16 protein-coding genes are annotated in these 14,751 nt (G+C 68.6%); 8 read left to right on the forward strand and 8 right to left on the reverse strand.

Annotation, left to right across the window (positions count from 1 at the left end; translation table 11 throughout):
- The first annotated feature begins 33 nt into the window (after positions 1-33).
- Positions 34-1,473, forward strand: coding sequence for a serine hydrolase (locus WS61_RS04615; RefSeq protein ID WP_059499447.1), 1,440 nt, complete (start codon positions 34-36; stop codon positions 1,471-1,473).
- 75 nt (positions 1,474-1,548) lie between these two features.
- Here WS61_RS04615 and WS61_RS04620 read toward each other — a convergent pair whose 3' ends face one another.
- The gene (locus tag WS61_RS04620) at positions 1,549-2,172 is read right to left on the reverse strand and encodes a glutathione S-transferase family protein (RefSeq protein WP_059499448.1); all 624 of its coding nucleotides are present in this window, start codon (positions 2,170-2,172) and stop codon (positions 1,549-1,551) included.
- Positions 2,173-2,462: 290 nt separating this feature from the next.
- On the opposite strand from WS61_RS04620, the gene fabV reads away from it, so the two are divergent.
- Complete coding sequence (gene fabV / locus WS61_RS04625) at positions 2,463-3,665, forward strand: enoyl-ACP reductase FabV (protein ID WP_059499449.1); 1,203 nt, start codon at positions 2,463-2,465, stop codon at positions 3,663-3,665.
- Between the two features lie 49 nt (positions 3,666-3,714).
- Here fabV and WS61_RS04630 read toward each other — a convergent pair whose 3' ends face one another.
- On the reverse strand, positions 3,715-4,419 hold the full coding sequence (locus WS61_RS04630; protein WP_059499450.1) for an SDR family oxidoreductase: 705 nt from the start codon (positions 4,417-4,419) through the stop codon (positions 3,715-3,717).
- 346 nt (positions 4,420-4,765) lie between these two features.
- On the opposite strand from WS61_RS04630, the gene WS61_RS04635 reads away from it, so the two are divergent.
- Positions 4,766-5,350 carry a TetR/AcrR family transcriptional regulator gene (locus WS61_RS04635; RefSeq protein WP_059499451.1) on the forward strand — a complete coding sequence of 195 codons (585 nt, stop codon included), beginning with the start codon at positions 4,766-4,768 and terminating at the stop codon, positions 5,348-5,350.
- A gap of 39 nt (positions 5,351-5,389) precedes the next feature.
- On the opposite strand, the gene WS61_RS04640 is transcribed toward WS61_RS04635, so the two are convergent.
- Together WS61_RS04640 and WS61_RS04645 are read right to left on the reverse strand one after the other, a co-directional pair.
- On the reverse strand, positions 5,390-5,968 hold the full coding sequence (locus tag WS61_RS04640; protein ID WP_059499452.1) for a hypothetical protein: 579 nt from the start codon (positions 5,966-5,968) through the stop codon (positions 5,390-5,392).
- Between the two features lie 25 nt (positions 5,969-5,993).
- Positions 5,994-6,524: a GNAT family N-acetyltransferase gene (locus tag WS61_RS04645; protein ID WP_059499453.1), complete on the reverse strand. Its 531-nt coding sequence runs from the start codon at positions 6,522-6,524 to the stop codon at positions 5,994-5,996.
- 204 nt (positions 6,525-6,728) lie between these two features.
- Between WS61_RS04645 and WS61_RS04650 the strand changes: the two genes are divergently transcribed.
- The 3 genes from WS61_RS04650 (at position 6,729) to WS61_RS04660 (ending at position 8,147) form a co-directional block, all read left to right on the forward strand.
- Complete coding sequence (locus WS61_RS04650; RefSeq protein ID WP_059499454.1) at positions 6,729-7,094, forward strand: helix-turn-helix transcriptional regulator; 366 nt, start codon at positions 6,729-6,731, stop codon at positions 7,092-7,094.
- Entirely contained in the window at positions 7,066-7,551 is a 486-nt protein-coding gene (locus WS61_RS04655) for an SRPBCC family protein (protein ID WP_059499455.1), read from the forward strand. The genes WS61_RS04650 and WS61_RS04655 overlap by 29 nt, the downstream gene beginning before the upstream one ends.
- A gap of 119 nt (positions 7,552-7,670) precedes the next feature.
- Positions 7,671-8,147, forward strand: coding sequence for an SRPBCC family protein (locus tag WS61_RS04660; RefSeq protein WP_059499456.1), 477 nt, complete (start codon positions 7,671-7,673; stop codon positions 8,145-8,147).
- Between the two features lie 15 nt (positions 8,148-8,162).
- Here WS61_RS04660 and WS61_RS04665 read toward each other — a convergent pair whose 3' ends face one another.
- The 4 genes from WS61_RS04665 to WS61_RS04680 form a co-directional block, all read right to left on the reverse strand.
- The gene (locus WS61_RS04665; protein WP_059499457.1) at positions 8,163-9,278 is read right to left on the reverse strand and encodes an amidohydrolase; all 1,116 of its coding nucleotides are present in this window, start codon (positions 9,276-9,278) and stop codon (positions 8,163-8,165) included.
- Between the two features lies 1 nt (position 9,279).
- The gene (locus tag WS61_RS04670) at positions 9,280-10,587 is read right to left on the reverse strand and encodes an MFS transporter (protein ID WP_059499458.1); all 1,308 of its coding nucleotides are present in this window, start codon (positions 10,585-10,587) and stop codon (positions 9,280-9,282) included.
- Positions 10,588-10,670: 83 nt separating this feature from the next.
- On the reverse strand, positions 10,671-11,966 hold the full coding sequence (locus WS61_RS04675; protein WP_059499459.1) for a CaiB/BaiF CoA-transferase family protein: 1,296 nt from the start codon (positions 11,964-11,966) through the stop codon (positions 10,671-10,673).
- Positions 11,963-12,949 carry a hydroxymethylglutaryl-CoA lyase gene (locus WS61_RS04680; RefSeq protein WP_059499460.1) on the reverse strand — a complete coding sequence of 329 codons (987 nt, stop codon included), beginning with the start codon at positions 12,947-12,949 and terminating at the stop codon, positions 11,963-11,965. The genes WS61_RS04675 and WS61_RS04680 overlap by 4 nt, the downstream gene beginning before the upstream one ends.
- Before the next feature lie 172 nt (positions 12,950-13,121).
- On the opposite strand from WS61_RS04680, the gene WS61_RS04685 reads away from it, so the two are divergent.
- Positions 13,122-13,940 carry an IclR family transcriptional regulator gene (locus WS61_RS04685; protein WP_059499461.1) on the forward strand — a complete coding sequence of 273 codons (819 nt, stop codon included), beginning with the start codon at positions 13,122-13,124 and terminating at the stop codon, positions 13,938-13,940.
- A gap of 144 nt (positions 13,941-14,084) precedes the next feature.
- The gene (locus WS61_RS04690; RefSeq protein ID WP_059499462.1) at positions 14,085-14,723 is read left to right on the forward strand and encodes a 2-hydroxychromene-2-carboxylate isomerase; all 639 of its coding nucleotides are present in this window, start codon (positions 14,085-14,087) and stop codon (positions 14,721-14,723) included.
- The last annotated feature ends 28 nt before the right edge of the window (positions 14,724-14,751 follow it).

A 14,751-nucleotide genomic window follows, 5' to 3' on the forward strand; every position in this document is an offset into this window, starting at 1 on the left:
TGCCGGCCGGCACGCCACCGAGGATGCTCGCGCATGACGATCCCCCTCAAGAAGCTGATTCTGCGCGGTATCGCGTTCGCGCTCGTTGCCGCGATCGGCTACACGGGCTACATGCTGTCCCGGCTTGCGCCGATCGCGACCGGCTATGCAGCCAAGGCGCTGTGCTCCGGCGTGTTCGTGTCGGGCCGCCCGGCCGCATCCGTGATCGACGTCGACATCATGGCCGGCGTCCATCCGTTGCTGAAACTGGTGCGCCCGTCGATCGACCCCGACCGTCATCGCGCGGTGGCGACCTTCGCCGGCTTCGCCGAACGCGAAGCCGACTTCCGGCCGGGACTCGGCTGCACGCTCGCACTCGTGCCCCCGACCGGTGCGGCGGCGGCCACCTTGCCCGCCGCATTGCCGCCCCTCCCCGATCCGCCGCCCGCGCCACCCGCACCACCCGCACCGCCCGCACCGCCCGCGCCGGCCACGCCGCCCGCCGGCATCGACGCACACAAGCTGCAAACCGCACTCGACCGCGCGTTCGACGAACCCGATCCGGCGCGGCCGCGGCGCACGCGGGCGGTGGTCGTGATGTGGCGCGGCCAGGTGATCGCCGAACGCTATGCGCCCGGCTTCACGGCCGACACGCCGCTGCCCGGCTGGTCGATGACGAAGACCGTGACGGCCGCGCTGGTCGGCACGCTGGTCGCGCGGCACAAGCTGTCGCCGGACGCGTCGGCGTTGCTGCCCGAATGGCGCGGCAGCGGCGATCCGCGCGCGGCCATCACGCTCGACGAGTTGCTGCGGATGACGAGCGGCCTGCAGTTCAACGAGGACTACGACGACCCGCTGTCCGACGTCGCGGTGATGCTGTTCACGCAACCCGATACCGCGCGGTTCGCATCGGCGAAGCCGCTTGCCGCGACGCCCGGCGCGCAATGGTCCTACTCGAGCGGCACGAGCGCGATCGTCGCGCGCGTGATGCGCGAAGCGCTGGGCGGCAGCGACGCCGACTACCTCGCGTTTCCGCGCCGTGCGCTGTTCGCGCCGCTCGGGATGCACAGCGCGGTGTTCGAGCCCGATGCGTCCGGCACGCTCGTCAGCGCGTCGTACATGTATGCGAGCGCACGCGACTGGGCGCGCTTCGGGCAACTTCTGCTGCAGGACGGCGTGTGGAACGGGCAGCGGCTGCTGCCGGAAGGCTGGGTGCGCTATCTGACGCGCGCGACGCCGCAGTCGTCGCGGCAGGAATTCGGCGCGCACCTGTGGGTCAAGGTGCCGGAGCCGTTCAACGACCGCGATCCGCATGCACACGCGATGCCGGCCGACGCGTTTCACGCGGTCGGCCATGAAGGCCAGTTCGTGAGCGTGGTGCCGAGCCGTCAGTTGGTGGTCGTGCGGCTCGGGCTGTCGCGGCCGGAAGCCGCGTGGAATCACGAGGCGTTTCTCGCGCGCGTGCTCGACGCGGTGCCGGCGTCTGGGGCGTGACGACGGGCCGTGGCCCGCCGGACGCGACAAGGCGGCGGCAGGAACGCCGCCGCTTCGCGCGCTATCTGCGCTGCATTACGGATTCGCGCTGCCCGCGTACTGCTTGAAACCCTCGCGCGTCGCGAGACGTTCGATATAGCGCGACACCGCCGGCAGGTCCGGATGCTCGAACGGCGTGCCGAACCAGCGGTTCACCGACAGGCCGATCGGAATGTCCGCGAGCGTGAACGTGTTGCCGGCCACGTACGCACCGGTCTTTTCGAGCTGCGCATTCAGCACCTGCATGTGCTTCGTCCAGCCCGCGATCGACTGCGCGATGCCGTCCGGATCCTGATGGTCGGGCGATTTGCGCACGAGGCCAAGGAATGCGCCGACCCACGAGCGGTTCAGGTCCGAGCCTTGCCAGTCGATCCACTGGTCGACCCGCGCACGCGCCTGCGGCTCGGCCGGATACAGCGCATCGCCGCCGTAGCGGTTCGCGAGGTAGCGGATGATCGTGTTCGATTCCCAGAGCACGAAATCGTCATCCTTGATGACGGGGACGAGCGCGTTCGGATTCAGCGCGAGATAGGCCGGATCGTGGGTGGTGCGAAAGCCCGCGCCCCAGTCTTCCTGTTCGAACGGCAGGTTCAGTTCGGTGCACAGCCACAGCACCTTGCGGACGTTGATGGACGGAATCTTGCCGAGGACGTGCAGCATGCGGTCTCCTTGTGGGGGCGGGTGCGGGGCGTTCGGGGCACACGGCAGGCTCCGAACGCGTTCACGCGGAATTTATACACGACCTCGCGGGAGATGGCAGGCCGCGGGCGCGAAATCGGCGTGCGGCCGATTCGTGAAGTCGCGCAGCGCGCATTTGTGTCAAGAGAGAAATAACCGGGCGATCCGACGCCTTCCGGCTGCGCCCGCCCGCGATCGGCCGCTTCCTTTACAATGCGCGGGATTTTTCCGATTTCAGGCCGTCCCCGCCTTTCTGATAGACAGAGGTTTCCATGATCATCAAACCGCGCGTGCGTGGCTTCATCTGCGTGACGACTCATCCCGTCGGCTGCGAAGCCAACGTCAAGGAACAGATCGACTACGTGACTTCGCACGGCCCGATCGCCAATGGCCCGAAAAAGGTGCTCGTGATCGGCGCGTCGACCGGCTACGGCCTCGCCGCCCGGATCTCGGCCGCATTCGGCTCGGGCGCGGACACGCTCGGCGTGTTCTTCGAGCGCGCCGGCAGCGAAACGAAGCCGGGCACGGCAGGCTGGTACAACAGCGCCGCGTTCGAGAAATTCGCCGCGGAAAAGGGGCTGTATGCGCGCAGCATCAACGGCGACGCCTTCTCCGACAAGGTCAAGCAGGTCACGATCGACACCATCAAGCAGGATCTCGGCAAGGTCGACCTGGTCGTCTACAGCCTCGCGGCGCCGCGCCGCACGCACCCGAAGACGGGCGAAACCATCAGCTCGACGCTCAAGCCGGTCGGCAAGGCCGTCACGTTCCGCGGCCTCGACACCGACAAGGAAGTGATCCGCGACGTGTCGCTCGAACCGGCGACGCAGGAAGAGATCGACGGCACCGTTGCGGTGATGGGCGGCGAGGACTGGCAGATGTGGATCGACGCGCTGGCCGACGCCGGCGTGCTGGCCGACGGCGCGAAGACCACCGCGTTCACGTACCTCGGCGAGCAGATCACGCACGACATCTACTGGAACGGCTCGATCGGCGAAGCGAAGAAGGATCTCGACAAGAAGGTGCTGTCGATCCGCGACAAGCTGGCCGCGCACGGCGGCGATGCCCGCGTGGCGGTGCTGAAGGCCGTCGTCACGCAGGCCAGCTCGGCAATCCCGATGATGCCGCTGTACCTGTCGCTGCTGTTCAAGGTGATGAAGGAAACCGGCACGCACGAAGGCTGCATCGAGCAGGTGTACGGGCTCCTGAAGGACAGCCTGTACGGCGCGACGCCGCACGTCGACGAGGAAGGCCGCCTGCGCGCGGACTACAAGGAACTCGATCCGCAAGTACAGAACAAGGTCGTCGCGATGTGGGACAAGGTGACGAACGAGAACCTGTACGAGATGACCGACTTCGCCGGCTACAAGACCGAGTTCCTGCGCCTGTTCGGCTTCGAGATCGCCGGTGTCGACTACGACGCGGACGTGAACCCGGACGTGAAGATCCCGGGCATCATCGACACGACGGTCTAACGGCACGCCCCGCCGCCGCGCGTGCGGCGGGCCCGCATTGCCGGCGGCGTCAACACGGCGCCGGCTCTTCCAGATAGACGCCCGACGACAACGCGGCCTTCACCTGCCGCGTGAATTCGTCGGTCGACACTTCCTCCGCCCCCGCTTCGATGGCGTCGTACGCCTGGCGCACGACGTCGGCCGGCGTGGCCTTCGGCACGTCGAGACCGGCCGTCAGGTCGGTATCGATGAAGCCGGCATGCAGCCCGACCACCTGCGTACGCTGCTCGCGCAGCGAATGGCGCAGCCCGTTGGTCAGCGCCCATGCGGCCGATTTCGATACGCCGTAGCCCGACAGGATCGGCCGGTTCACCCAGCTCGCGACCGACAGGATGTTCAGGATCGCGCCGCCGCCGTGAGCCGCGAGGGTGCCCGCAAACGCCCGCGACATCGCCAGCATCCCGAACACGTTCGTCTCCAGGTGAGCGCGCAATGCGTCGACCGCACCGTCGTCGGTCAGGCTACCGAGCCGCGCAATGCCGGCATTGTTGATCAGCAGCGTGACGTCGGGTGCGGCATCGGCCGCCGCCGCGACCGCCGCCGGATCCGTCACGTCGAGCTTCACGGGCACGACGCCCGGCAGCGTCACGCTGGCCGGATCACGCGCCGCTGCATAGACCTTGCGCGCCCCTCGGGCGAGCGCCTGCTTCGCAAACTCGAGCCCCAGCCCGCGGTTCGCGCCCGTGACGAAAACGACTGCACCTTCGATCTTCATGATCTTTCCTTTCGCGTGATGAATCGCCTGCGCGCCGGCTCGCCGCGCGCATGAGATCCGGAGAAAAACGAGGCTGCCGTCGCGAGCCGAGCCGTTGCGCCGCCGGTGGCGAACGACGAGCCGTCCATCCGCTGCCGGCATGACTCCGCGACGTCGCAAACGTCGACCGATTGCCGTCCGTGCCCCGCCCTGGCTTTGCGTTGCCTGCCAAGTCGGCTACACTCGATGTCAATGGCGCTCACCATCGTCTTTACGATGCATTGTGTTCGCGCCGGGCGAGCATGTCAATGGCGATCACCATTGTGTTTTTCAATCGAGGCGATCGGCAACAATCAGGGAGAGATCGATGGGCGTATCCAGACAGCAGGCGGCCGAGAACCGAAGCGCGATCGTCGCGGCCGCCGAGCGGCTGTTCCGCGTGCGCGGCGTCGATGCGGTGGGATTGACGGAGCTGATGAAGGAGGCCGGCTTCACGCAGGGCGGCTTCTACAACCACTTCAAGTCGAAAGACGCGCTGGTCGCCGAAGTCATGGAAAAGGCGATGCGCGACCGCGCGGATTCTCCGAACGCCGGCAGCCTCGACGCGCAAGTGGCGGCGTATCTGTCGCCCGCGCATCGCGACAACGTCGAGGCCGGGTGTCCGCTGTCCGGCTTCGCGGGCGATGCGCCGCGGCTGACCGATACGGCGCGCGGATGCTACGCGCACGGACTCGCCGTGTATCTCGATCGACTGGAACGGATGGTGGCGACCGACGGCGCCACGCCGGAGCAGACGCGTCGCGACGCGCTTGCCGTTTTCAGCCAGATGGTCGGTGCGCTCGTGCTGTCCCGCGCGATCGCCGGCAGCGATCCCGCGCTGGCCGACGAGATTCTCGACGCGGGGCGGGACGCGCTGACCGGCCGACACGGCGATCCAGTCGCGTCGGCGTAACGGCGCGCGTTTCGGCGCGGCGCCGCCGTCCTGGTCGCGCTATTCGATCGCCCGCGCGGCATCCCACAGCGGCTGCGTGCCGCGCGCCGCATTCCACGCGGCGAACTGCGTGCGCCACGATTCGAACGGTTGCGCGAGCGGTTGGCGCGGATCGTCGCTGAGCGAATACGCCATCCCTTCGATCAGCCAGCGCGGCTTGGTCAAGACGGCCAGGTTGCCGAGCACTTCGGCCTGGCGATGATGGATCAACTCGTGCGCGAGAAAGTAGGTCTGCCAGCCGCGCGGCGCGATCACGATGCCGAAATCGCCGAGCGTCAGCGCCGCGCGCGTGCCGAGGCCGAATGCATCGGCGCACGTGCGCGTCGCGCAGAACACGATGCGCGGTGCGGCGCGGAACGCGCCGACGGCCGCCGCCGCGCGCGCGGCGCCGTCGCGATAGAGCTGCTGCGCAGCGCCGAGCGCCGCGGCATCGTCCGTGCAGATGTCGGCGCTCGGGCACGACACGCCGGGAACCAGCGCGGGCGCGACGACGCGCAGCGGCTTGACGAGCGCATACGCGGCAATCGGCAGCGTGACGAGCAGGCCCGCGAGAACGAAAGCGATATGGGTGCGTTTCATCGAGGCGACGGTTTGACGGATGCCATCACGCGAGCTGCTTGTGGAAATACGTCGTCGCGCAGAGCGCGCCGTCGGGCATCAGCGCGTAGTTCGGCACGACGCCCACGCGTTGCCAGCCGGCCCGCTCGTACAGCCGCTCGGCGTCGCCGCCCGTCACCGTGTCGAGCACGAGCACGGTCTTGCCGGCGTCGCGCGCGGCCGCGTCGGCCGCCTCCATCAGCCGCGCGGCGATGCCCTGCCGGCGCGCGTGCCGCGCCACGAGCATCTTCGCGACGTCCGCGCGATGCGGCTGGTTCTCGGGCTGCGCGGTCACGAGCTGCACGGTGCCGACGATCCGGCCCGACGTATCCTCGGCGACGAGCAGAATGCGCTCGTCGTTCGCGACGCCCTCGGCCACGCGCGTCCAGAATGCGACGGCGGTCGGCCGCTCGATCGGCAGCATGAAGCTGACGGATGCGCCGCCTTCGACGCAATCGATCAGCACGTCGGCCAGCGCATCGACACAGGCCATCGCTTCGCTCGCGCCGACGCGGCGGACGGTAACAGGTTCGGTCATGCCCTCTCCGGTAATCAGATGGGCCGCATGCGCGGGTTCGGCATGGGCCGGAATCGGAACGCACGCCGGCCGGGTATCGAGGCTCGCGCGACGGCGGCAGGCGTCCGGTAACGCGGCGCCCGATCGGCGCGTGTTACCGCCCCATCATCGTACGCGATGGAAATTTTCGCTGCACCGGTTTCGACATCGGCTACACTTAGCCAAATGGATAACCTTCAACCCGGCATCAGCGACGTGTTCCATGCCCTCGCCGATCCGACGCGCTGCGCGATCGTCAGCGCGCTCGGCCAGGGCGAGCGGACCGTCTCCGCGCTGGCCGCGCCGTTCGACATGGCGCTGCCGTCGTTCATGAAGCATGTCGCCGTGCTCGAGCGCAGCGGCCTCGTGGCAACCCGGAAAACCGGCCGCTCGCGCACCTGCGCGCTGGTCGGCAGCCGGCTGACCGAGGCCGAGGCATGGCTCGCCGCGCAGCGCGCGCAGTGGGAAGCGCGATCCGATCGTCTCGTCGAATTCGTCGAACGCCGTCACCAGGAGGAGCAAGATGTCAGCAAGCCACGTCGAACCCGCTGAAGCCAACGATCTCGTCATCACGCGTACGTTGCGCGCGCCGCGCCACGCGCTGTGGCGCGCATGGACCGACCCCGAACTGCTGAAGGAATGGTGGTGCCCGAAGCCGTGGACCACCGAGGTACGCGCGTTCGACCTGCGGCCGGGCGGCGCTTTCCATACGTTCATGCGCGGCCCCGACGGCGGCACGAGCGACAACCCCGGCTGCTTCCTCGAAATCGTGCCGGAATCGCGCATCGCGTTCACGTCGATGCTCGCGGGCGGCTGGCGGCCGCAGGCGCCGTGGCTGGGCTTCACGGCGATCGTCACGATGGCCGACGACGACGCGGGCAGCCGCTACGAGGCGCGCGTGATGCATCCCGACGCCGCGACGCGCGAGCGCCACGAAGCGCTCGGTTTTTTCGAGGGCTGGAACACCTGCATCACGCAGCTCGACGCCTTCGCCGCCACCTTGCGCTGAACGCGGCTTCGCATGCGGTCATTGCATGCCGCCGCGCCCGCGTCTAGGATTCCTGAAGGAAGCACGACGACACGCCGGGCGCCGGCGTGCACCGTCGCGCGCGCTTGGCGGGAGGCGACATGTTGCACACGCACACGCATTCGACCCGGGTCAGCCGACACCTGAACGCCCCGCGCGGGCGCGTCTATCGCGCGCTGCTCGACCCGCACGCGGTCGAACAGTGGAAGGTGCCCGACGGCATGACCTGCCGCGTGCATGCTTACGATGCGCGCGAAGGCGGCGCGCTGCGCGTGTCGCTGAGCTACGACACGCCGTCGGCCGGCACCGGCAAGACCGCCGCGCGCACCGACACCTATCACGGCCGCTTCGTCACGCTCGTGCCCGACCGGCAGATCGTCGAGATCGATGTATTCGAAACCGACGACCCGATGCTGCGCGGCGCGATGACGATCACGATCACGCTGTCGGACGAAGCGGGCGGCACGCGCGTGGACGCCGTCCATGACGGCGTCCCGCCCGGCGTGCCGGCCGCCGACAACGAGACCGGCTGGCAAATGGCGCTGGCGCGGCTCGCGGCGCTGGTGGAAACCGGATGACGCCGCGCAAGCGCATCAGCCGAGCCGGTACACCCGCGTAGCCGTGCCGCGGAACAGCGCGTCGCGCTCGTCCGCGCCGGCCTGCGCGGTCAGTCGCTTGAACGCGTTCCAGCCGTTCACGAACGCATACGACCCCTTGTCGACCGGAAAATTGCTCTCGAACATGCAGCGGCCAGGGCCGAATGCGTCGATGCAGGTCATCATCCACGGCTTCCACGCGTCGGCGAGCTGCGCCGACGACGGCGGCTTCTCGCCTTTCTCGAAATCGAACCCGTTGATGCGCATCCCGAGGCCGCCGACCTTCACGTACACGTTCGGCAATTGCGCGAGCGTGCGCATCGACGCCGACCAGCGCGCGAACACCTCCGCCCGCTTGTCCGCATAGCTGGCAATCCGCACGACGCCACCGCAGTGGTTGACGACGATCCGCGTGTCGGGGTTCGCTTTCGCGAGGTCGAACAATTCGGGCAACTGCGGAAAGAACAGCCACGCGTCGTACGACAGCCCGAGCGGCGCAAGTTGCGCGACGCCGGCCCGGTACGCGGGATCGGACAGCAGCCCGCGCGGCACCGCCGACAGCGGATTGGCGAGCGTCGGATCGGCATCCCACGTCGTCAGGTGCCGAATGCCGCGAAACCGCCCGCGCCCGGCTTCGACATGCGCTTCCAGCACGTCGCGCACGCGCGCGCCGAGCCGTAGATCCGCGTGACCGACGATGCCTTTCGCGACGGCCACGGGGCCGTGCTGCAGCGGCTCGGTCACGCCGGCGACATAGGCCGTCTCGCCCACTGGCTTCAGTTCCGCCGGGCCTGAATCGCGATAGCGCGTCTGCGCCTGCATGTAGACGGACGCCTGGATGTTGTGGCCCGAGCGTGCATCCTGCAGATAGTCGTCGAGCATGTAGATCCAGCCCGGCCGTTCGTAGAAGTGATGATGCGCGTCGACGATCGGCAGGTCGGGCTCGAGCGCCGGTTCGAGCGCCGACGCGAGCCAGTCGGGACGGACCGCGAGGTAGTTGCTTTGCGTCATGCGGGGAGCTCCATCGTGGGCCGGCGTGTCGGCGAACGCGGGCAGCGCGAGCGATGCGGCGGTCGCACCGATCAACCGGCGCCGTTTGATCGAAAAGGTCATGTCATTCGCTCCGGTCGAACGCGTACAGCGACAGCGTGAGCAGTGTCGTGATCGCCAGGACGATCGCGAGGCCGAGCATCCCGGCCGTGAAAGTGCCGAAGCTGTCCTTCAGGTAGCCGACGAGATAGGGGCCCGCGAAGCCGCCGAGCGCGCCGATCGAATTGATCAGCGCCAGCCCGCCGGCCGCGGCCTGGCCGGACAGAAAGTGCGACGGCAGCGTGTAGAAGATCGTGCGGCCGGCAATCGTGCCGATCAGCGCGAGCGTGATGCCGACGAGCGCCGGCCCGAGGGTCACGAAATGCGTCGACACGCCGAGCGCCACCGCGCCGATGCACAAGCCGATCGCCAGGTTCGCGATCGGGCGGCCGCGACGGTCCACCCGCTTCGCCCACCCCAGCAGCGCGACCGTTGCGAAGAAGTAAGGCACCGCGGACAGCCAGCCGGTCTGCATCGTCGACATCCCGTGCGCCTTCAGCATTTGCGGCAACCAGATGCCGATCCCGTACGAGCCCATCGTGAAGCCGAACGAAATCAGCGCGAGCACGTACACGCGCACGTCGCGCAACGCGACGCCGAAGCGCTTCTTGCGGCCGGCCGCCGCGCCGTCGCGCTCGAACGCACGCTGCAGCGCGGCACGCTCGTCGTCCGACAGCCACGCGGCATTCGCCGGCGAATCGGACAGCAGCTTCAGCACGAGGAAACCGAGCGCACACGCAGGCAGCCCTTCGACGATGAACATCCACTTCCAGCCGGCGAGCCCGAGCGTGCCGTCGAGCTGCAGCAGCCACGTCGACAGCGGGCCGCCGATCAGCGACGACAGCGGCGTCGACACGGTGAACCACGCCAGCACACGCGTGCGGTAGCTCGCGGGAAACCACACGGCAAGGAAAAAGATCACACCGGGAAAGAATCCGGCTTCGCCGATGCCGAGCAGCAGCCGGATCGCGTAGAAACTCGTCGGTCCCGTCGCGAGCGCGGTCGCGGCCGCCATCAACCCCCACGTGATCATGATGCGGGCAAGCCAGCGGCGCGCACCGAAGCGGTACAGCGCGAGATTGCTCGGCACTTCGAACACGCAATAGCCGGCAAACATGATCCCCGCGCCCCAGCCGAACTGCGTCGCGGTCAGCCCGAGATCGCGGTTCATCGTGAGCGCCGCGAATCCGACGCTCGTGCGATCCAGATAGTTGAAGAAATACGCGAGCGCGAGCAGCGGGATGAAGCGCCACGCGGCCTTGCGCACGGCCCGTTGCTCGATCGACGCGTCGGTCTCGCGATCGGCGGCCAGCGCCGGGGAAGCGGATGTCATGGTTGTCTCCGTGGATGCGGCGATCCTCCCCCGCGCGACGCGCGGCCGGGACGCCTTTGTTCGTTCGATGAATCGCGGCCGCGCTACGCGCTCGCCATTTCGTTCGCCGAAGGCGCGCCGCCCGGCCCGTCGTCGCCGTGCGCGGCAGCGTCCGCGCCGTACTGCCCCGCTACGACGCCGGCATCGAGCAGCGCACGCGCATCGTCCGGCGTGTAGCCGAGTTCGCCGAGCAGCGCGCACGTGTCCTGGCCGAGCGCGGGCGGCGCCAAGCGCAGCCGCAGGCGCTCGCCTCCGAGCGTCAGCGGCAGCAGCGCGGTGCGCGTGTCGACCGGCCGCCCGGCGCTGCTCGCGTCGGCAGGCAGCGTCACGGCTTCCAGGCCGCCCGTGGCGAGCAGATGCGGATCGTCGAACAGATCCTGCGGCTTCGTTATCGGCGCATACGGCAGGCCGGTCGATTCGAAGATCGCGCCGATCTCCTCGGCCGAGTACGGCGCAAGCCGCGAACGCAGCTCGGGCAGCAGCCACTCGCGCGCCTGTACGCGCAGGTTGTTGGTCGCGAGGCGCGGATCGTCCTTCAGCGCGGGCAGGCCGAACGCATCGCAGAACAGCGCCCACTGCGTGTCCGACACGACCGCGAGGAAAATCTGTTCGTCGTCCTTGACGGAGAACACGTCGTAGACGGCCCACGCGGAAATCCGGCTCGGCATCGGCGACGCGGCCTGCCCGGTCACCGCGAACTGCATCATGTGCTGCGCGACGAGGAACACGTTGTTCTCGAACAGCGAACTCTGCACCTGCTGGCCGCGGCCGGTGCGCTCGCGCTGCGCGAGCGCGGCCATCGCGCCGATCGCGCCGAACATGCCGCCCATGATGTCGTTTACGCTCGCGCCCGCGCGCAGCGGTCGCCCTTCCGGGCCCGTCATGTAGGCCAGGCCGCCCATCATCTGCACGACCTCGTCGAGCGCGGTGCGGTGCTCGTACGGCCCCGGCAGGAAACCCTTGTGCGATACGTACACGAGGCGCGGATTCAGCGACTCCAGCGCCGGGTAGCCGAGACCGAGCCGGTCCATCGTGCCGCTCTTGAAGTTCTCGCTGAAGACGTCCGCCGTCGCGACGAGCCGCAGCACGATCTCCAGCCCGCGCGGATCCTTAACGTCGACCGCGAGGCTCTTCTTGTTGCGGTTGAACATCCCGAAGAAGCCCGCGCCGGAACCCCGCAGCGCCCGCGTGCCGTCGCCCGCGATCGGCTCGATCTTGATCACTTCCGCGCCGAGATCCGCGAGCAGCATCCCGCACGTCGGGCCCATCACCATGTGCGTCATCTCGATCACGCGCACGCCCGCGTACGGCAGCGTGGAAGCCGATTGCCGATCGTTCATCGTGCGACTCCCGGCAGACATCCTTCCGGTTGCACGGCCGACGGAGCACGACCATCCGCATAGCGGAACCCCTTCGGCAACCCTGCGTCGGACACGTGGCCGTACAGCGCCTCGGACGGCAGCGCCGCATGCAGGATCGCGCGCGCGGCGAGCAGCGCGTCGACGTCGATGCCCGTGTCGTATCCCATCGCTTCGAGCAGGAACACGAGATCCTCGGTGACGATGTTGCCGGTCGCGCCCGCTGCATACGGGCAGCCGCCCAGGCCACCCTGGCTGGCGTCGATCGTCGTCACGCCCGCATCGAGCGCCGCGACGACGTTCGCGAGCCCTTGGCCGCGCGTGTTGTGGAAATGCGCGCCGCCGGCCTTGTCGCCGACTTCGCGCCGCAGCCGCGTGAACAGCCGGCGCACCTGTACGGGATTCGCATAACCGCTGGTATCGGACAGGCCGATCTCGTCGACACCGCATTCAGCCATCGCGACAGCCATCGCGATCGTTTCGTCGTCGGAGACCGCGCCCGCAATCGTGCAACCGAACGCAACCGACACGCCCGCCTCGATCTGCACCGACGGGAAGCGCGCGTCGCGCAGCGCGACGATCGCGCGCACCTCGTCGATCATCTGCGCGGGCGTCTTGCGAATGTTCGCCAGCGAATGCGCTTCCGTCACCGAGACCGGCAGCGTCAGCTTGTGCACGCCCGCGCCGAATGCGTCCTCGGCACCGCGCAGGTTCGGCGCGAGCGCGGCGACATGCAGCCCGGGAATCGCGAGCGCGTGCGCCACGACTTCACGTACGTCGGCCATCTGCGGCAACAGTCTGGCCGGCACGAACGACCCGACCTCGATCTCGCGCAGGCCGGCCGCGGCCAGCGCGGTGATCCAGCGCAGCTTGCCGGCCGTCGGCATCACGGTCTTGATGCTCTGCAGCCCGTCGCGCGGCCCGACCTCGCTGACCAGCACCGCCGGATTGTTGGAAATCTTCATTCGACACCTCATCGTTCTATCTGAAAGAACATAGTTCTGTTTGACGGAACTTTAAGCGTGTGCCGAGTGGACGATAAGCGGGGTATACCCGGGAAATTGCGTTTTTCTGGAACTTGAGTTCTGCCAGATAGAACGATATAGTCGACCGACCGTTATCCGAAGGAACCAGGTAGTGCCGAGGAATCCAGCAAATCAGGCCGGCGACGCATCCGATCCGGCGACCGAAGAAGCATCCAGCGGCGTCGCCGTGCTCGACCGCGCGTTCGCGATCCTCCGTGCGTTCGGCCAGACCGACGACCGACTGTCGCTCGCCGAATTGTCGCGCCGCACCGGGCTGTACAAGAGCACGATCCTGCGCCTGCTCGCCGCGCTCGAACATGGCGGTTTCATGCGCAAGCTCGACGACGGCCAGTACGCGATCGGGCACGAGCCGTTGCGACTTGCGGCGCTGTACCAGCGCTCGTTCCGCGTCGGCCCGGTGGTCGAGCCGCTCCTCGAGACGCTGAGCCGCGAACTCGGGGAAACGGCATCGTTCTATGTGCGCCAGGGCGACGTGCGCTCCGTGCTCTATCGCGTCGAGCCCGCGCGGGCGGTGCGCGTATCGATCCGCGTCGGCGAAGAGTTTCCGGTCGGCCAAGGCGCATCGGGGAAGGTGCTGCTGGCTTTCACCGACACGCAGGACGCCCGCTGGAACGACGTGCGCGAACAGCTGTGGGCCGCGTCGTACGGCGAGCGCGACCCGGAGACGGCCTCGGCGTCCGTGCCCGTGTTCGGCGCGGCCGGAGAATGCGTCGGCGCGCTGACGGTATCGGGCCCGAAATCGCGGCTCGCCGCCGCGCCGGCGATGACGGCGGCGCTCGCGATGCTGCTGCCGCTCGCGCAGAAGGCGACCGTCGCACTCGGCGGCGCGGGCGCGCGCTACGACGCGCCCGCCGTGCGCGACAGTCTCGCGCGGCTCGCATCGTCGGCGGACGACGTCGCCCGGTCGTAGGGAGCCGGTTGCATCCGGCGCGCGACACGGCAGCGAGAAAGGCAGCCGCATGCGACACTGGCCGCCGATGCACGCAGCGCGCCGTTCGCAGGCAACGCACCGCGCGTGCAACCGTCAACCGGACCCGCACGAGGAGACACCGCGATGAACGCCGCGCGCACCGCCACCTGGTATTTCGATTTCGTTTCGCCGTTCGCCTACCTGCAACAGGAACGGTTCGACCGGTTGCCGCCCGCCACCGTGTTCGAGCCGCGACCGATCGTGCTCGGCGCGCTGCTCGCGCACTGGGGCCAGAAAGCGCCGGCGGAGATCGCGGCCAAGCGTGTGTTCACCTATCGGCATGCGCAATATCGCGCGGACAAGCTCGGCATTGCGTTCCGGATGCCGCCCGCGCACCCGTTCAATCCGATCAGGCCGCTGCGCCTCGCGATCGCGATGGGCAATTCGCCGGACGCGATCCGGCGGATCTTCCGGCATATCTGGCGCGACGGCCAGGACGTCTCGACGCCGGCAGGCTTCGCCGCACTGTGCGAAGCCGTCGGCTTTCCGGAAGGCGTGACGGCCGTCGAGGCCCAGCCGGTCAAGGACGCGTTGCGCGCGAACACGGATCGCGCGATCGCCGACGGCGTGTTCGGCGTGCCGACCTTCGCACTCGACGGCGACCTGTTCTGGGGCGAGGACGCGACCGACATGTTCGTCGACTGCGCGACGTCGCGCGCGTGGCTCGACTCGCCCGAAGTCCGCCGCATCAGCGCGCTGCCCGAAGGGATCCGACGCGGCTGACCGCGAGCCGCCCCCCGGGTGCCGCCCG

Origin of the sequence: Burkholderia sp. ABCPW 11 (genome assembly GCF_001523445.1) — a bacterium.
GTDB lineage: Bacteria > Pseudomonadota > Gammaproteobacteria > Burkholderiales > Burkholderiaceae > Burkholderia.